Annotated in this window: 13 protein-coding genes and 1 pseudogene; 5 read left to right on the top strand and 9 right to left on the bottom strand. The window is 71.7% G+C overall.

Going from position 1 to position 16,636, the window contains the following annotated elements:
* Positions 1-594, top strand: coding sequence for an isopentenyl-diphosphate Delta-isomerase (idi, locus tag ACWDZ7_RS03715; RefSeq protein WP_451794515.1), 594 nt, complete (start codon positions 1-3; stop codon positions 592-594).
* Positions 595-643: 49 nt separating this feature from the next.
* Here idi and ACWDZ7_RS03720 read toward each other — a convergent pair whose 3' ends face one another.
* Positions 644-1,120 (bottom strand): ATP-binding protein, encoded by a 477-nt coding sequence (locus ACWDZ7_RS03720; protein WP_451794770.1) that lies wholly within the window; start codon positions 1,118-1,120, stop codon positions 644-646.
* Between the two features lie 129 nt (positions 1,121-1,249).
* A complete protein-coding gene (locus ACWDZ7_RS03725; protein ID WP_451794517.1) occupies positions 1,250-1,897 on the bottom strand; it encodes an HdeD family acid-resistance protein in 648 nt (215 codons plus the stop codon).
* Positions 1,898-1,968: 71 nt separating this feature from the next.
* Between ACWDZ7_RS03725 and ACWDZ7_RS03730 the strand changes: the two genes are divergently transcribed.
* Positions 1,969-2,721 carry an enoyl-CoA hydratase/isomerase family protein gene (locus tag ACWDZ7_RS03730; protein WP_451794519.1) on the top strand — a complete coding sequence of 251 codons (753 nt, stop codon included), beginning with the start codon at positions 1,969-1,971 and terminating at the stop codon, positions 2,719-2,721.
* A 15-nt stretch (positions 2,722-2,736) separates the two neighbouring features.
* Here ACWDZ7_RS03730 and ACWDZ7_RS03735 read toward each other — a convergent pair whose 3' ends face one another.
* Both ACWDZ7_RS03735 and ACWDZ7_RS03740 read right to left on the bottom strand, forming a co-directional pair.
* Positions 2,737-3,369, bottom strand: coding sequence for a DJ-1/PfpI family protein (locus tag ACWDZ7_RS03735; protein ID WP_451794521.1), 633 nt, complete (start codon positions 3,367-3,369; stop codon positions 2,737-2,739).
* Between the two features lie 7 nt (positions 3,370-3,376).
* The gene (locus tag ACWDZ7_RS03740; RefSeq protein WP_451794523.1) at positions 3,377-4,429 is read right to left on the bottom strand and encodes a GlxA family transcriptional regulator; all 1,053 of its coding nucleotides are present in this window, start codon (positions 4,427-4,429) and stop codon (positions 3,377-3,379) included.
* 113 nt (positions 4,430-4,542) lie between these two features.
* Here ACWDZ7_RS03740 and ACWDZ7_RS03745 point away from each other — a divergent pair, with 113 nt between their 5' ends.
* From ACWDZ7_RS03745 to ACWDZ7_RS03755, 3 genes and pseudogenes are all read left to right on the top strand, one after another.
* Positions 4,543-5,433: an SCO6745 family protein gene (locus ACWDZ7_RS03745; protein ID WP_451794525.1), complete on the top strand. Its 891-nt coding sequence runs from the start codon at positions 4,543-4,545 to the stop codon at positions 5,431-5,433.
* 92 nt (positions 5,434-5,525) lie between these two features.
* Positions 5,526-5,657: pseudogene (locus tag ACWDZ7_RS03750) on the top strand (LPFR motif small protein); the annotation flags it as partial.
* 120 nt (positions 5,658-5,777) lie between these two features.
* Positions 5,778-8,228, top strand: a complete 2,451-nt coding sequence (locus ACWDZ7_RS03755; protein WP_451794527.1) for a Tex family protein — start codon at positions 5,778-5,780, stop codon at positions 8,226-8,228.
* Positions 8,229-8,253: 25 nt separating this feature from the next.
* On the opposite strand, the gene ACWDZ7_RS03760 is transcribed toward ACWDZ7_RS03755, so the two are convergent.
* The 5 genes from ACWDZ7_RS03760 to ACWDZ7_RS03780 all read right to left on the bottom strand — a co-directional run bounded on the left by ACWDZ7_RS03760 (position 8,254) and on the right by ACWDZ7_RS03780 (position 16,475).
* The gene (locus tag ACWDZ7_RS03760) at positions 8,254-9,912 is read right to left on the bottom strand and encodes an ABC-F family ATP-binding cassette domain-containing protein (RefSeq protein WP_451794529.1); all 1,659 of its coding nucleotides are present in this window, start codon (positions 9,910-9,912) and stop codon (positions 8,254-8,256) included.
* Positions 9,913-10,145: 233 nt separating this feature from the next.
* Positions 10,146-11,180 (bottom strand): oxidoreductase, encoded by a 1,035-nt coding sequence (locus ACWDZ7_RS03765; RefSeq protein ID WP_451794531.1) that lies wholly within the window; start codon positions 11,178-11,180, stop codon positions 10,146-10,148.
* Positions 11,181-11,383: 203 nt separating this feature from the next.
* Positions 11,384-13,072, bottom strand: coding sequence for a BCCT family transporter (locus ACWDZ7_RS03770; protein WP_451794772.1), 1,689 nt, complete (start codon positions 13,070-13,072; stop codon positions 11,384-11,386).
* Between the two features lie 134 nt (positions 13,073-13,206).
* Entirely contained in the window at positions 13,207-14,487 is a 1,281-nt protein-coding gene (locus ACWDZ7_RS03775) for a M14 family metallopeptidase (RefSeq protein WP_451794533.1), read from the bottom strand.
* Positions 14,484-16,475: a Xaa-Pro dipeptidyl-peptidase gene (locus tag ACWDZ7_RS03780; RefSeq protein WP_451794535.1), complete on the bottom strand. Its 1,992-nt coding sequence runs from the start codon at positions 16,473-16,475 to the stop codon at positions 14,484-14,486. Before ACWDZ7_RS03780 ends, ACWDZ7_RS03775 begins: the two co-directional genes overlap by 4 nt.
* Positions 16,476-16,636 lie beyond the last annotated feature (161 nt).

Consider the following 16,636-nt stretch of genomic DNA (forward strand, 5'->3'; position numbering starts at 1 on the left):
ATGCCGATCACACCTGCCACCGCGGCGAACAGTTCGTCGAACGGCACCGGAGAAGCGATCTTGCTGGAACTCGTCGACGAGGACGGCAGGACGATCGGCACAGCGGAGAAACTCTCCGCGCATCAGGCGCCCGGGCAGCTGCACCGGGCGTTCTCCGTTTTCCTCTTCGACGAGCAGGGCCGGCTGCTGCTCCAGCAGCGCGCGCTCGGCAAGTACCACTCCCCCGGCGTCTGGTCGAACACCTGCTGCGGCCACCCCTACCCGGACGAGGCGCCGTTCGCCGCCGCCGCCCGGCGCACCTACGAGGAGCTGGGGGTCTCGCCCTCGCTGCTCGCCGAGGCGGGCACCGTGCGCTACAACCACCCGGACCCGGACTCGGGCCTGGTGGAGCAGGAGTTCAACCACCTCTTCGTGGGGATGGTCCAGTCGCCGCCGCGCCCGGACCCCTCCGAGGTGGGCGAGACGGTGTTCGTGACGGCCGAGGAGCTGGCGGCGCGGCACGAGAAGGGGCCGTTCTCCGCGTGGTTCATGACCGTGCTGGACGCGGCGCGGCCCGCGATCAGGGAGCTGACCGGGCCCTCCGCGGGCTGGTAGCCACCAGGGCGTCAGGGCCGGTCCGTCCGGCCCTGGGTTCCGGCAGCGCCTAGCCTCCGTCGGCTTTCAGGGGCAGGGCCGCCCAGATGACCTTGCCCCCGCTCGCGGTGTGTTCGACGTCGCAGGTGCCGCCCGCCTCCAGCGTGATCTCGCGGACCAGGAGCAGTCCGCGGCCGCCCGTCTGCCCGTGGTCCGCCACCAGCGCCGTCGGACGGTACGGATGGTTGTCCTCGACGGAGACCCGCACCCACTCGGCGCCGACCGCGACCTCCACCGCGAGCATCGGCGAGAGGAGGGCGGCGTGGCGCACCGCGTTGGTGACCAGCTCGGAGACGATGAGCAGCAGGCCCTGGATGAGGTCGTCCGACGCCGGTACGCCCTGCCGGGCCAGCAGATCGCGTACCGCGTGCCGTGCCTGGGGGACGGAGGCGTCCACGGCCGGGGCGGTGAAGCGCCACACCCCTTCGTAGGGCACCCTTCCATCACCCCGGGGGAGTGGGCCGCAGCCCCTCCCGTCGTCCGCCATCGTCCGGTCGCCGCCCTCGCGCTCGATTGTCACCACACAACGAGTGTTGGGAACGTACTGGTCCGGACCGCGCTACTGACCAGAAGTCAGCGGTTATCGACGTGAATTGATCGCAGGCGCATGACGGCGTCAGCCGTACGACTGGTCCTGCCCTCCTTGTTCCCGCTTCACGGTTTCTTCAGGTTGTACGAGGCTGACGATGCGACGGCCGCCGACGCCGGTGGCGATCAGGCCGAGGCCGTCGAAGAGCAGCGCCAGGGAGAAGAAGGTGCCGATGACGTACTGGCTGCTGCTGGGCCACTCGGCGAGGACCAGGACGCCGATCAGCAGGCCGAAGGCGCCCTGCAGCAGCGTCAGGGCGAACGGCGGGCCGCGCACCACCAGGCTGCCGACCAGGCGGAACACCCCGCCGGTCAGGAAGAGGAGCGCCGCGAACATGGTCAGCGCCTCCGCCGCCACGTCGGGTCTGCGGATGATCACGACGCCCGCCGCGAGGTTCAGGGCCGCGACCACCACGCCCAGCCAGAAGAAGCTGCTGCCCCGCGACTGGACGGCGTGCAGCAGGCCGACGCTGCCGCCGATCAGCAGCAGCCAGCCGAACAGCAGCATGGAGGTCAGCGTGGCGACGCCGGTGTAGACGAGGCCGACGATCCCGGCGGCCGCCAGGATCGCGCCCAGCAGCGCCAGCCAGCCGAAACCGCGGTTGAGACGGGCGCCCTCGGCCCCGTCGGTCGCGCTCTGTCGCGTTGGGGGCTTGGCGTCCTTGCGTCGGGCCATCAGCGTCTCCGTATCGCTCGGCGGCCCCCTTCTTGATCGTACGTTCGAGGGGTGCGGATAGCATCCGGCGCATGGAGCCGCAGCTGAGGCACACCGTCACGGACGGCGTCGCCACCGTCGTCATCGATCATCCGGCCAAGCGCAACGCCATGACCGCCGGCATGTGGCGCCAGGTGCCGCCGCTGTTCGCGGGGCTCGCCGCCGACCCGGCCGTGCGCGCCGTCGTGCTCACCGGTGAGGGCTCCACCTTCTGCGCGGGCGCGGACATCTCCTCGCTGCGGGAGTCGGCCGGGACCGCGCAGGATCTGGCGGTGCGGGCGGAGGACGCGCTCGCGGCCTTTCCCAAGCCGACGCTCGCCGCGGTGCGGGGTTACTGCGTGGGCGGCGGCTGTCAGCTGGCGGGGGCGTGCGATCTGCGGTTCGCGGACGAGGACGCCTCGTTCGGGATCACGCCCGCGAAGCTCGGCATCGTCTACTCGGCGTCGTCCACCCGGCGCCTGGTCTCGCTGGTGGGGCCCGCCACCGCCAAGTACCTGCTCTTCTCGGGCGAGTTGATCGGCGCGGAGCGGGCGCTGCGCACCGGTCTGGTGGACGAGGTGCTGCCCGCGGGCGGCCTCGGCAAGCGTGTCGCGGAGTTCGCCCGCGTCCTCGCGTCGCGCTCGCAGCTGACGCAGGCGGCGGCCAAGGAGTTCACCGCGGGGCGCACCGACCGGGACGCGTACTGGGCGGAGCAGGCGCGCGGCAGCGGCGACACCGCCGAGGGTGTCGCCGCCTTCCTGGAGCGCAGGCAGCCGCGCTTCACGTGGAGCGTGCCCGCCGGATGAAACCCGCCGCGGCCGCTACTGATCGAAGCGGCTCTTGTCGCGGAACCTCGCCACGATGTGCGCGGGTGCCTTCTCCGGGGAACCTGCGTCGTAGGGCGGCCGCGGGTCGTACTCGGTCAGGAGCTGTACGGTCTGCGCGTGTTCGTCGCCCGCGATCTTGCCGGCCAGCGTGAGCCCCATGTCGATGCCCGCGGAGACACCGGCTCCGGTGACGTACTTGCCGTCGAAGACGACGCGCTCCCCCGTCGACTTGACGCCGAGCCGGTCGAGTTCGGGCAGGGCGAGCCAGTGCGAGGTGGCGCGGCGGCCCGTGAGGAGCCCGGCGGCGGCGAGGGCCAGCGAGCCGGTGCACACCGAGGTCGTCCAGGTGGTGGTGGCGTCGACGGCGCGGAGCCAGCCGAGGAGTGCCTCGTTCTCCATCTGGTCGCTCTGTCCGGGGCCGCCGGGGACGACCACGATGTCGGGGCGCCGGACCTCGTCGAAGGTCTTGTCGGCGACGAGCGCGAGGGTGCCGCTGTCGTCGCGCACCGGTCCCGCCTGTTCGGCCACGAAGAGGGTCTGGGCGCCGGGGAGGTCCTTCAGCGTCTGGTACGGCCCGATCGCGTCCAGGGCGGTGAAACGCTCGTACAGGGCGATGGCTATCTGCATGGTGTCCCTATCCGTGTCGGTGAGTGGTGGTCGTGCCGGTCTGTGTGGTGGGGGCCTGTGCGGTGGGTGTCGGGGCGGTGGGTGTCAGGGCGGTGGGTGTCAGGGCGGGGCGGAAGCGGCGGCGGTACTCCGCGGGCGCCGCGCCGAGCGTCTTGACGAAGGCGCGGCGCATCGCCTCCGGCGTGCCGTAGCCGCACGCGCGTGACACCTCCTCCACCCCGTCGGACGTGTCCTCAAGGAGCCTGCGGGCGTGTTCGACGCGGACACGCTCGACGTACTTGCCCGGTGTCAGACCGGTCTCGGCCTGGAAGGCGCGGGCGAAGTGGCGGGGCGAGAGGCGGGCGCGGGCGGCGAGCGCGTCGACCGACAGGTCGTCCGCCGGGTGCTCGGTGATCCACTGCTGGACCTCGCGCAGCGGCTCGCGCCGCGCGGTCTGTGCGGAGAGCTGGACGCTGAACTGCGCCTGGTTTCCCGGGCGCCGCAGAAACACGACCAGATAGCGGGCGACGGTCAGCGCCACCGCGCGGCCCAGGTCCTCCTCCACGAGCGCCAGGGCGAGGTCGATGCCGGCGGTTACCCCGGCGGACGTCGCGACATGGCCGTCGCGTACGTAGATCGGGTCCGGGTCGACCTCGATGCCCGGGTGCTCCTTGGCGAGCTTGGCGCAGTACGCCCAGTGCGTCGTCGCCCGGCGGCCCTCCAGGAGGCCCGCCTCGGCGAGGCGGAGGGCGCCGGTGCAGACGGACACCAGGCGCCGGGCACGGGGGCCGTGGGCACGCAGCCAGTCGATCAGCCCCGGGTCGGCGGGCTGCGTGCCCGCGCCGCCCGGGACGAGCAGCGTGTGTGGGTCGGGGGCGTCGGCCAGGGCGGAGTCGGGGACCAGGGTGAGGCCGCTGGACGTCCGTACGGGAGCGCCGTCGAGGGAGGCGGTGCGGATGCGGTACCCGCCGTCGGGGTCGCCGACGCAGTGTCCCGCGCCCGTGAAGACCTCCACGGGGCCGGTGACGTCGAGGCTCTGGACCCCTTCGAAGAGGACGACCAGAACGGTTCGCTGCTCCATGCCCCCGATTCTTGGCCTCGCGCGCGATGGCCGCAATGACGAGTACCCCACTTTTACTGCCATGGGCGGTGACCACTCGCGGCTCCGTACCGACCAGTAGGTACCGTTCCCCCATGACCTTTTCGACGACCTCGCCCTCGGCCGCCGCGCCGCACCCGCGCGCCGGGCGCCGCTGCCACAACGTGCTCAACTCGCTGCACTCGACGCACTACTTCTCGCCGGACGTGACACGGGAGATGGCCGGGCTCGGCGTCACCCATCCGAGCGCCGTGAACTTCGCGGTGCGCGCGGCGGCTCTCGGAGCCGTGAGCGCGGGCACCGTGACCGCCGCCTTCTACAACTACAAGCACGAGCTCGTCGCGGAGCACGTGCCCGCGGTGTGGAGCACCGCCGCGCCCAGGGAGGTGCTCGGGGCCCGCATGCGCGCCGTCGACTCGACGCTGCACAGGCTCCTCGGCGAGGAAGCCGTCGCCTCGCCGGAGATGGCGGAAGCCGCCGGGCTCGCGCTGCGCGCGACCGAGGCCTGTTCGCGCACCGCGCGTCCGCTGTACTCGGCGCACGCGGATCTGCCGGTCCCCGAGGAGCCGCACCTCGCGTACTGGTACGCGGCGACGCTGCTGCGCGAGCACCGCGGCGACGGGCACCTCACCGTGCTGCTCGGCGCCGAACTCGACGGCCTCGAAGCGATGGTGACCCACACCGCCACCGGCAAGGGCATCGCCCCGAAGTGGGTGCTCTCCACTCGCGGCTGGAGCCGGCAGGAGTGGGACGCCGCCGTGGAGCGGCTGCGCGGGCGCGGACTGCTCGACGGCGAGGGCGAGTTGACGGAGGCCGGTGTGGCGCTGCGCCGGGACATCGAGGCGGAGACGGACCGCCTGGACCGGGCGCCCTACGAGCACCTGGGCGCGGCGGGCGTCGAGCGCCTCACCGAGCTCGGCACCGTGTTCCTAGGGGCGGCGCTGGAGGCGGGGGCGTTCCCGGCGGATCTGGTCGCCAAGCGCTGAGGGCGGTTCCGGCATGGCATCGCCGCCGTGAGGTACCCGTTCGTCTCCTGGCCGCCACCCCGGCCGCGCCGGGAGACGAAAGGGGAATCCTTATGTTCCGTGCCATCGCGGACGTTCTGCGTCAGATCGCCGGCGCCATCGCCACCGTTGTCACGCTGCCGTTCCGGGCGCTGGCCCGGCTGTTCGGCGGAGCCTCCAGTTCCGCGGGGCGGGGCGGCCGGAGCACCGGCCGGCGTTCCGGCCGCATGGGCGGCGCCCGCCGGGTCTGATCACCCGCTGTCGGTGCCACCTGCCACAATTGCCCGGCAACCCCAGCGAGAAGGCGGTACCGGAACGTGGCAGCTTTGAAGACGTCCACACCCTCGTCCATCGAAGGCAGGATCGCCGAGGAACTCGGCGTACGGGAGCGGCAGGTGAAGGCCGCCGTCGACCTGCTCGACGGCGGTTCGACGGTGCCCTTCATCGCGCGCTACCGCAAGGAAGCGACCGAGATGCTCGACGACGCGCAGCTGCGCACGCTCGAGGAGCGGCTGCGCTATCTGCGCGAGCTGGAGGAGCGGCGCGCCGCGGTCCTCGACTCGGTCCGTGAGCAGGGCAAGCTCACCGACGATCTTGAGGCGCGGATCCGCGATGCGGACACCAAGGCGCGCTTGGAGGACATCTACCTGCCGTTCAAGCCGAAGCGGCGCACCAAGGCGCAGATCGCCCGCGAGGCAGGCCTGGAACCGCTGGCCGACGGGCTGCTCTCGGACCCGACCGTGGAGCCGCGGGCGGCCGCCGCCGCTTTCGTGGACGCCGACAGGGGCGTCGCGGACCCGCAGGCCGCCCTGGACGGGGCGCGGGCGATCCTCGCCGAGCGGTTCTCGGAGGACGCCGACCTCATCGGCGAGCTGCGCGAGCGCATGTGGGTGCGCGGGCGCCTCGTCGCGAAGGTCCGCGAGGGCAAGGAGGAGGCGGGCGCCAAGTTCGCCGACTACTTCGACTTCGCGGAGCCCTTCAAGGAGCTGCCCTCGCACCGCGTCCTCGCCATGCTGCGCGGCGAGAAGGAGGAGGTCCTCGACCTCGTCCTGGAGCCCGAGGAAGCCACGGAGGGCCCTTCTTCGTACGAGGGGATGGTCGCCCACCGCTTCGGGGTGGCCGATCGGGGGCGTCCCGGCGACAAGTGGCTCCAGGACACGGTGCGTTGGTCCTGGCGGACCCGCATCCTCGTCCATCTCGGCATCGACCTGCGGCTGCGGCTGCGCACGGCCGCCGAGGACGAGGCGGTGCGGGTCTTCGCGTCGAACCTGCGCGACCTGCTGCTCGCGGCGCCCGCGGGCACGCGCGCGACGCTCGGCCTCGACCCCGGTTTCCGTACGGGCGTGAAGGTCGCCGTCGTCGACGCCACGGGCAAGGTCGTCGCGACCGACACGGTCCACCCGCACGTCCCTGCCAACAAGTGGGACCAGTCCCTGGCCACGCTGGCTGCGCTGGCCAAGGAGCACGCGGTCGACCTGATCGCCATCGGGAACGGCACGGCGTCGCGCGAGACCGACAAGCTCGCCGCCGAACTCATCGCCAGGCACCCCGAGTTGAATCTCACCAAGGTGATGGTCTCCGAGGCGGGCGCCTCCGTGTACTCGGCGTCTGCCTTCGCCTCGCAGGAGCTGCCGGACCTCGACGTCTCGATCCGCGGCGCGGTCTCCATCGCGCGGCGCCTCCAGGACCCGCTCGCCGAACTCGTGAAGATCGACCCGAAGTCCATCGGCGTCGGCCAGTACCAGCACGACCTCTCCGAAGTGAAGCTGTCCCGCTCGCTCGACGCGGTCGTCGAGGACTGTGTGAACGGCGTCGGCGTGGACGTGAACACCGCGTCCGCCCCGCTGCTCGCCCGCGTCTCCGGCATCGGCGCGGGCCTCGCGGAGAACATCGTGGCGCACCGCGACGCGAACGGCCCGTTCAAGAGCCGCAAGGGCCTCAAGGACGTGGCCCGGCTCGGCCCGAAGGCGTACGAGCAGTGCGCGGGCTTCCTGCGCATCCGTGGCGACGACCCCCTGGACGCCTCCAGCGTGCACCCGGAGGCGTATCCGGTGGTGCGCAAGATGGTGAAGTCGGCGGGCGGCGCGGTCTCCTCGCTGATCGGCAACACGGCGGCGCTGCGCTCGCTGAAGCCGGAGGAGTTCGTGGACGAGGTCTTCGGGCTGCCCACGGTCACGGACATTCTCAAGGAGCTGGAGAAGCCCGGACGCGACCCGCGTCCCGCCTTCAAGACGGCGACCTTCAAGGACGGCGTCGAGAAACTCTCCGACCTGGCCGCCGGAATGGTGCTCGAAGGTGTCGTCACGAACGTGGCCGCGTTCGGGGCCTTCGTGGATGTCGGGGTTCACCAGGACGGTCTGGTGCACGTGTCCGCCATGTCCAAGACCTTCGTCAAGGACCCGCGGGACGTCGTCAAGCCCGGTGACATCGTCAAGGTGAAGGTCATGGACGTCGACATTCCGCGCAAGCGGGTCTCGCTGACGCTGCGCCTTGACGACGAGGCGAGCCCCTCGGGTGAGGAGCAGCCGAAGCGCGGCGGACGGCCGCCTCAGCAGCGTCGGCAGGGGCAGGGCGGCGGCCAGGGGCAGGGCGGTCAGGAGCAGGGCGCCGGTCAGGGGCAGCGCGGGGGCCAGCGCGGCGGCCAGAGTCAGCGTGGCGGTCAGAGTCAGCGTGGCGGTCAGCGTGGGCAGCAGCAGCGGCAGGGGCCGCCGCCCGCCAATGACGTGATGGCCGAGGCGCTGCGTCGGGCCGGTCTGCTCGACCCGAAGCGGCGCTGAGCCTGGAGCTTTGGAGCGGCGGGGGTCAGAGTGACAGTTCGGTCACTCTGCCCTCCGCCACCTCCAGGCGGCGCGTCACGCTCACCGCGTCCAGCATCCGGCGGTCGTGCGTGACCAGCAGCAGCGTGCCCTCGTAGGACTCCAGGGCCGACTCCAGCTGCTCGATCGCGGGCAGGTCGAGGTGGTTGGTCGGCTCGTCCAGGACGAGGAGGTTGACGCCCCTGCCCTGGAGCAGCGCGAGGGCCGCGCGGGTGCGTTCACCGGGCGAGAGCGTCGCCGCGGAGCGCAGGACGTGCTCGGCCTTGAGGCCGAACTTGGCCAGGAGCGTGCGGACCTCCGCCGGCTCGGTGTCAGGGACGGCCGCGCAGAACGCGTCGAGCAGGGACTCCTTGCCATGGAACAGCGCGCGGGCCTGGTCCACTTCGCCGACGAGGACGCCCGAGCCGAGGGCCGCGTGGCCCGCGTCCAGCGGTACGCGTCCCAGGAGGGCGCCGAGCAGCGTCGACTTGCCCGAGCCGTTCGCGCCGGTGATCGCCACGCGGTCCGCCCAGTCGATCTGGAGCGTGACGGGGCCCAGGGTGAAGGTCCCCCGGTGCACCTCCGCGTCGCGCAGGCTCGCGACGACCGCGCCCGAGCGGGGCGCCGCCGCGATCTCCATGCGCAGCTCCCACTCCTTGCGCGGTTCCTCGACGACGTCCAGGCGCTCGATCATGCGCTGCGTCTGGCGGGCCTTGGCGGCCTGCTTCTCGCTGGCGTCGCTGCGGAAGTTCCGGCCGATCTTGTCGTTGTCGCCGCCGCCTGCCTTGGCGGCCTTGCGGCGGGCGTTCTTGACGCCCTTGTCCGCCCAGGAGCGCTGCATCTGGGCGCGGCCCTGGAGCGCCGACTTCTTGTCCGCGTACTCCTCGTACTCGTCGCGGGCGTGGCGGCGGGCCACGTCCCGCTCCTCCAGATACGCGTCGTAGCCGCCGCCGTACAGGTTGATCTGCTGCTGCGCCACGTCGAGTTCGAGGACCTTGGTGACGGTGCGGCTGAGGAACTCGCGGTCGTGGCTGACCACGACCGTGCCGGCGCGCAGGCCCCGGACGAAGCTCTCCAGACGCTCCAGGCCCGCCAGGTCGAGGTCGTTGGTCGGCTCGTCCAGGAGGAACACGTCGTAGCGGGAGAGGAGGAGCGAGGCGAGGCCCGCGCGGGCCGCCTGGCCTCCGGAGAGCGACGTCATCGCCTGGTCGAGGCCGACGGTGAGGCCGAGGTCGGCCGTGACCTCCTCCGCGCGTTCGTCGAGGTCCGCGCCGCCGAGGGCCAGCCAGCGCTCCAGGCTGTCGGCGTAGGCGTCGTCGGCGCCGGGGGCCCCGTCGACCAGGCCCTGGGTGGCCTCGTCCATGATCCGCTGGGCCTCGGCGACGCCGGTGCGGCGGGCCAGGAACGCGCGGACCGTCTCGCCCGGGCGGCGGTCGGGCTCCTGCGGCAGGTGTCCCACGGAGGCGCTGGGCGGCGACAGCCTCAGCGCGCCTCCCTCGGGGGTGTCCACTCCCGCGAGCAGCCTCAGGAGGGTGGACTTGCCCGCTCCGTTGGCCCCGACCAGGCCGATGACGTCGCCGGGGGCGACGACCAGGTCCAGGGCGGAGAAGAGGGTGCGGTCGCCGTGGCCGGCGGCGAGGTCTTTGGCGACGAGAGTTGCGGTCATCAGGGGGGTCATTCTACGGGCGGGGGGTGGATGTACTGCCGGGGGCGCCTTGAGGTGCCGTCTGCGCCATTTCTCCGTCTGTGGGGCGGGGCCGCGGGGGTATGTGCGTCCTCGCCATCTTGGTGCGGGCGTTGATTCGCTGCTCGGCTAGTTGCTCTGCTGTGCTCCGCTCGCACATACCCCCACGTCCCTCACGCGCGCTCGCGGCCGCGGGTGGAGCCCGCCCCGTTCCGCTACGGCGACCCCGTGGAGGTGACGAGGACGCTCGTGGAGGTTCGGGCCACTACGTAGGAGTCGCCCTTTGTGGCCTTCGCCGCCAGAGGGACCCGATGCTCCCCCGGCTCCAGGACCTCGTCGAAGACCTCGTGGACGTGGGCGCGCGAGAGGCGGTCCACTCGGTATGCGATCAGCTGGACCCGGCACGTCGACGTGACCTGGAGCCGCGCCGCGTCACGGCATGCCGCGAGGCCGGTGAGGCGCCGCTGTTCCTGGGGGCTGCGGTCCAGGGCGTACTCGATCTGGGCGACCAGGAGCGGGACTATCGGCGCGAGGCCGTCGACGTAGGAGACCTCGGCCCCGGCCTGCTCGAAGGCGGAGCGGACGGACCGCCGGGTCTCGTCGGGGACCGCGCGGCCGAAGGCGACGGCTCCGTAGGTGCGTAGTTCGTCCGGTGGGACGCCCGCCGCGTCCGCGGCGATCTCCGCGCCGATGCCGATCGTGCGCAGGGCGGCCGCCAGCTTGGCGAGGAGCGCGACGCGGGCGCCGATGAGCAGGACCCGGCGGCGGGTCTGCGGCGCGTCGGAAGCGAGTAACCGGCCGAGGGCCGCGCGGTATTCGGCGCCCCGGAAGCGGAAGGGCCCTATGCCGTGGTAGCCGTTGAGTTCCAGGTCGGCGGGTTCCGCCGTCTGCCAGGCGAAGTCGCGCCAGATGAAGTCGTCGCTGCTGTCGGGGGCCTTCTCGATCACCGCGGTGACCGCGCCGCACTCCAGGACCTCGCACTCGGGACAGCCGTATATGACGTACCGGCCGTCGCGCAGCGGCGCCCGGGCCTCCAGGAGGAGCCTGCGGACGTGTGCCGTGAAGATGGCGGGCGGGATGTCGGCGGCCAGCGGCGACACCGCGTCGAGGTCGGAGAGCTGGAAGAGCAGGGGGCGCCCGTTCACGATGAAGTCGACGAAATCACGGTGCACTTGGTAGTCACCGTTGGCGAGAACTCCACCGGCTCGCATGGCCGGTGCCAGACCGAAGGTCGCGTACTCGGCAGACATGCTGTGAGTATCCCCATCCCGTGGGTGATGTGAGCACGGCAGGACACATTTCGCTCGGGTCGGCCACCGCCGTCGGCCCCGCGGCGGCCCCGGACGCGTGTCGCTGCGTACGCATGGTCGAGGGCGTACGCGTGCTGAGCCGCCTGGACGCGCGGCGGTGCCCGGAGGCGGCACGCGTGGTGCGCGCCGCCTCCTGGAGGCGGTCAGCGGGTCCGGGGAGTCGGGTCGTTGTCCGCTTCCGGGCCCTCGGCGTCGGCGTCGTCCTGAGGGGAGGGGCCGATGCGGAGTTCGAAGTCACCGTCGTACTGCGCGTGGCCCGCGATCACGGCCTTCTCGACGGCTTCCGTGCCGTGCTCGCCGCGCACGATCAGCGGGTCGTGGCGCAGGTCCCGCATCAGGGACACGCACATGCCGAGCATCACGATCGTGAAGGGTGCGGCGACCAGGATCGTGAGGTTGCGCAGGCCGGTGAGCGCGTCGTCCGAACCGTCGCCGATCAGCAGCATGATCGCCGCCACGGCGCCGGTCACGACGCCCCAGAAGATCACGACGAACCGGCCGGGTTCGAGTGCGCCCTTCTGGGAGAGCGCGCCCATGACGATCGACGCCGCGTCGGCGCCCGACACGAAGAAGATGGCCACGAGGATCATCACGAGGAGGCTGGTGACGGTGGCGATCGGGTACTCGTGCAGCAGGCCGAAGAGCTGCGCCTCCGGCGTCGTCTCGTCCTTGAGGCCGCCCCGGTCGGAGACCGTCATGGCGCTGCCGCCGAACACCGCGAACCAGATGAGGCTGACCGTGCTCGGCACCAGCATGACGCCGCCGACGAACTGACGGATCGTACGGCCGCGGCTGATCCGCGCGATGAACATGCCGACGAAGGGCGTCCAGGAGATCCACCAGGCCCAGTAGAAGACCGTCCAGCTGCTCAGCCAGTCCGCGACGCCCTTGCCGCTGGAGGCCTCGGTGCGGCCGATCAGCTGGGGCAGGTCGTTGAGGTAGGCGCCGATCGACGTCGGCAGCATGTCGAGCATGATGACGGTCGGGCCCGCGATGAAGACGAAGACGACGAGCAGCAGCGCGAGCACCATGTTGATGTTGGAGAGCCACTGGACGCCCTTCTCCACACCGGAGACGGCGGAGGCCACGAAGGCCAGGGTCAGCACGGCGATGATCACGACGAGCAGGCCGGTGCCGGCGTTGTTCATCCAGTCGAGCACCTCGATGCCGCTGCCGATCTGCAGGGCGCCGAGGCCGAGCGAGGCGGCCGAGCCGAAGAGGGTGGCGAAGATGGCGACGATGTCGATGACCCGGCCCCAGGCGCCGCGGGCGTGCCTCTTGCCGATGAGCGGTTCGAAGACGGCGCTGATGGTCTGGCGCCGGTTGCGCCGGAAGGTGCTGTACGCGATGGCGAGACCCACGACCGCGTAGATCGCCCACGGGTGGAGCGTCCAGTGGAAGAGGGTGGTGGCCATCGACGTCTCCATCGCCGCGGCCGAGTCGGCCGGGTCGGTGCCCGGCGGTGGCGCGGTGAAGTGGGCCAGCGGCTCGCTCACCCCGTAGAACATCAGGCCGATGCCCATACCGGCGCTGAACATCATGGCGACCCAGGAGATGGTGCGGAACTCCGGGTCCTCCCCCTCCTTGCCGAGGGTGATCTTTCCGTACCGGCTGACGGCGAGCCAGAGTGCGAAGACGACGAAGCCGGTGGCGGTCAGCATGAAGAACCAGCCGCCGTTGTGCATCAGGCCGTTGAGCATGTCCGTGGAGACGTTCTCCAGCGAGTCCGTCGCCACCGCGCCCCAGACCACGAACGCCAGGGTGAGCGCGGCGGTCACGCCGAACACCACCCGGTCCGTCTTCGGGGACCGGCCGGCGGGGGCGGGCGCCATGATCTCCTGCGACCCTCCCCCGTCGTCCGCTTGTCGCTGTTCCTGCGTCACAGGTGACACCTTTCAAGGGGTCGATTGAGTCGAGACTTTGTTCTCCGTTACCCCCTACCACATGTGACGCACATCTCACCCCTTCAACAGCTCATGTCGGGCCGAGCTGTGACCATGTGATATGGCGCACGCTCGTCGAGCAGCAGCGGCACGAGGGCCCGCGCGGACTGCCGCAGGGGGACGTACGCACCGGACTTCTCGCGCTTCACCGTGACGCCGTGCAGCGCCAGTTCGTCCTTGATGTCGGCGTACTGGTCGGCGTCGAGGCGGTAGCCGCAGGGCGGGTTCTGGATGATCTCCGTCGGCTCGGCGGGGTCGTTGTCCGCGCCGCCGAGGTAGACCGGGCCGCGGTCGCGGTGGCCCTCGGTGCGGGCCGCGTCGGTGGCGCGCTCCAGGCGGGCGCGCCGCTCGTCCGAGTAGTCGAAGAGGCCGTCGAGCGCCGAGACTTGGGACTTCACGCGGCGGCGGTTGTTCAGGGCCTCGTCGTTCTTCTCGGCGTCGGTGACGGGGTCGACGCGGCTCTCTATGAGCAGGCCCGCCGCGTGCTTGATGCCGGACATGTTGCGCAGGATGCGTTCCTGGCCGTCGCCCGCGGTCTGCTTGATGGGGTCGCCGGTGACGGGGTCGGTCCAGATGCCGTACGTGCCCGTCGTGTACCCGTCGGCCTCGGCGGCCGGTCGGACGTACGCCTTCGACAGGGTCCGGGCCTCCTTGTGCACCGCCTCGTCGGTGTTGAGGTTGCGCGGCCAGAGGTCGAAGAGGTCCTTGTCGTAGTACTTGGGCGTCGCGCCGTATTCGTGCAGGTCGTAGATGACGTCGGGCTCTCGGTCCCGGATCACGGCGGCCAGGGCGCGGCCCTCCGCGGTCCGCAGGGCGACGTGGTCGCGGTTGATGTCGACGCCGTCGGAGTTGCCGCGGGTGTCGGCGGCGCGGCCGTCCGGGTTGGCCGTGGGGACGACGAGGAGCGTGGTGCGCTTCAGGAAGTTCCGGGTCTTGCTGTCCTTCGCGTACGCCAGGTCGCGGATCGTCGACAGGCAGGCCTCGCGGCCCGAGGGTTCGTCGCCGTGCTGGCTGCAGATCAGCAACACGGTGCTTCTGGTGGGGCGTTCCGCGATGCGGACCAGTCGCAGGGGGCGGTCCTGCTTGGTAGTGCCGATGCGGGAGACGGAGACCCGGTCGCTCGCCTTGTCGACGGCGGCCAGGAGCCGCTGCTCCTCGGGCTGGGTGGTCCAGCGGGCGCCGGCGGTCTCCTCGAATCCGGTGCGTGGGAGCTTCGGGGCCGCCTGGGCGGGCGCCGTCAGGAGGGGCGCGGTGAGCGCGGCGGTGGCGCAGGCCAGCGCCAGGGTGCGTATGAGGGGTGTCATGAAGTGCTGCCTCCCGGGAGGGGGTTGAGCGGACGCGGCGGGGCCACGCCGTCGAGACGGGGTGCGCGGGGGGTGACGGTCGCGGAGGTGGTGAACGCCTTCGCCCCGCCGACCAGCGGCACCTTCGCGAAGGTGCGGGCCAGGTCGATGGTGAGCGTCGGGGTGTCGGCGGGGGGTTCGATGAGGTCCTTGTCGGTGCCCGCGACGATCAGCGCGAGGCGGTGGCCCTTGGGCACGACGTGGTCGCTCGCGGCGAGGTCGAGGGTGATGGTGTGGGGCCTGCCCGGGGTGAGCGGACGGCCGCGCTCGGCGTCGGCCCAGTTGCCGAGGTCGGCCCAGCCGCGGCTGAAGATCGTGTAGTCGACGGCGGCGGTCTTCGCCTTCGTCTCCTTGAAGCACGAGCTGTCGCCCGCGGTGCTCGCGCCCCAGCAGGTGCGTTCGGGGAGCGTGGTGATGCCCTCGCCCGCGGCGGCGTAGTCCCGGATGGTGTCGGGGCCCAGGTCGACGAGGACCGCGGAGAGGTGGGCGGTGCGGGTGGTCGGGGTCGCGGTGACCGTCACCGTGGAGGAGCCGGACAGACGCAGGTCGCGGGCGAGCGGCTTGCTGACGAAACCGGCCTTGGCGGGCGTGGCGGTGTGGATCCGCTCGGCCCAGTCCGTCTCGCTCAGCTTCGGGTCGTCGGTGAAGGTCTCGGTGCCCTTGCCGGGGCGCGGGCCGAGCGTGCCGACGCCCGGCGAAGTGCCCTTGGCGGGTCGGAGCTCGACGGTGTCGGTGGCGCGCGGGGGCCAGACGCGGTCGGTGGTCCAGCGGTCGGGGGCGCGCTCGATGTCGGCCATCGGCTCGCGGTCGACGCCGTTGTCGTGGCCGAGGAGTTCATGGTCGAACCAGCGGTGCAGGGTGCGCACCCAGTCGGCCCTGCGGAAGTCGAAGGGGTCGACGTGGCCGGCCTGGCTGAGCCAGATCTTGCGGTCGACGCCGTTCTCGGCGAGGGCGTCCCACCACTGGCCGAAGTGCTTGGTGCGGACGTTCAGGTCCTGCATGCCGTGTACGACGAAGACGCTGGCCCGCACCTTGTCGGCGTCCGGGACGTGGTCGCGCTCGCTCCACAGGCGGGTCCAGTCTCCGCTGCGGGGCGCCTCGTCGATCAGGCGCTGGCGCACGGCGCCGCAGCGGGCGCGGGCCTCGGGGCTCTGCACGTACTCCGCGAGGCCGTCGGGGCCGCTGCCGAAGAGCGGGGCGCCCTTGGCGAAGTAGTAGTCGTACCAGGAGGAGATGGCGCCGATCGGCACGATCGTCTTCAGGCCCTTCACACCGGTGGCGGCCACGCCGTTCGCGATGGTGCCGTCGTAACTCTTGCCGATCATCCCGGTTCTGCCGTTGCTCCAGGAGGCCCGTGCGCGTTCGTCGCCGGTGCGGCTGGTGTAGGCGCGGGCGCGGCCGTTCAGCCAGTCGACGACGGCCTTCGCCGACTGGACGTCGGAGCGGCCCCCGATGTCGACACAGCCGTCGGAGCGGCTCGTTCCGGTGAGGTCCACGGCGACGTAGCCGTAGCCGCGGGGCACGAAGTAGTTGTCGTAGTAGAGCGGGAGACGGACGGGGTCGCCGTTCTCGTCGTACGTCTTCTTCTGGCTCTCGTTGCCGCGTCCGCAGCAGGCGTAGTACGGGCTCGCGTCCATGATCACCGGAATGCGGCGGCCGGTGCGGTCGAGTTCGCGGGGCCGGACGATGTCGACGGCGACGCGGTCGGTCCTGCCGTCCGCGTCGCCGTCGATCCTGGTGTCGACCCATACGGATTCGCGGATCGCGTCCTCGTACGAGTACACGGGTCTGCTCTCGCCCGGGGTACGGGGCGCCTCGCCGGGCGCGCGCGGCGCCTTGGCGGCCGACTGCGCCGCGCCCGGGGACATGAGTGTGGCCATCAGGGCGGCCAGGGCCGCCGTCAGCAGCGTTCGCCAGAGGAGGCGGGTGCGTCGCGCGCGTATCGGCATGGCGCGGAAGGTACACCGGTGAACTCCCGTGCGACAGAGGGCGGGACGCACCGCGACAGGTCCGTGGGACATCAAGGCACATGTCGGCCGAATGGCGATCGTGTGACGTACGGGGCCATGGACATGACGTGTGGGGGAAGGGCTGAATAGGCTCTCGACCA

The organism is Streptomyces sp. NPDC003032, from assembly GCF_053591415.1.

Bases quoted from the DNA above. Each gene is read 5' to 3' on its own strand.
- ACWDZ7_RS03770 (WP_451794772.1), bottom strand. From the start codon at position 13,072: ATGGCGCCCGCCCCCGCCGGCCGGTCCCCGAAGACGGACCGGGTGGTG.
- ACWDZ7_RS03745 (WP_451794525.1), top strand. From the start codon at position 4,543: ATGACCTTTTCGACGACCTCGCCCTCGGCCGCCGCGCCGCACCCGCGC.
- ACWDZ7_RS03740 (WP_451794523.1), bottom strand. From the start codon at position 4,429: ATGGAGCAGCGAACCGTTCTGGTCGTCCTCTTCGAAGGGGTCCAGAGC.
- ACWDZ7_RS03775 (WP_451794533.1), bottom strand. From the start codon at position 14,487: ATGACACCCCTCATACGCACCCTGGCGCTGGCCTGCGCCACCGCCGCG.
- ACWDZ7_RS03725 (WP_451794517.1), bottom strand. From the start codon at position 1,897: ATGGCCCGACGCAAGGACGCCAAGCCCCCAACGCGACAGAGCGCGACC.
- ACWDZ7_RS03720 (WP_451794770.1), bottom strand. From the start codon at position 1,120: ATGGCGGACGACGGGAGGGGCTGCGGCCCACTCCCCCGGGGTGATGGA.
- idi (WP_451794515.1), top strand. From the start codon at position 1: ATGCCGATCACACCTGCCACCGCGGCGAACAGTTCGTCGAACGGCACC.
- ACWDZ7_RS03730 (WP_451794519.1), top strand. From the start codon at position 1,969: ATGGAGCCGCAGCTGAGGCACACCGTCACGGACGGCGTCGCCACCGTC.
- ACWDZ7_RS03765 (WP_451794531.1), bottom strand. From the start codon at position 11,180: ATGTCTGCCGAGTACGCGACCTTCGGTCTGGCACCGGCCATGCGAGCC.
- ACWDZ7_RS03735 (WP_451794521.1), bottom strand. From the start codon at position 3,369: ATGCAGATAGCCATCGCCCTGTACGAGCGTTTCACCGCCCTGGACGCG.
- ACWDZ7_RS03760 (WP_451794529.1), bottom strand. From the start codon at position 9,912: ATGACCGCAACTCTCGTCGCCAAAGACCTCGCCGCCGGCCACGGCGAC.
- ACWDZ7_RS03780 (WP_451794535.1), bottom strand. From the start codon at position 16,475: ATGCCGATACGCGCGCGACGCACCCGCCTCCTCTGGCGAACGCTGCTG.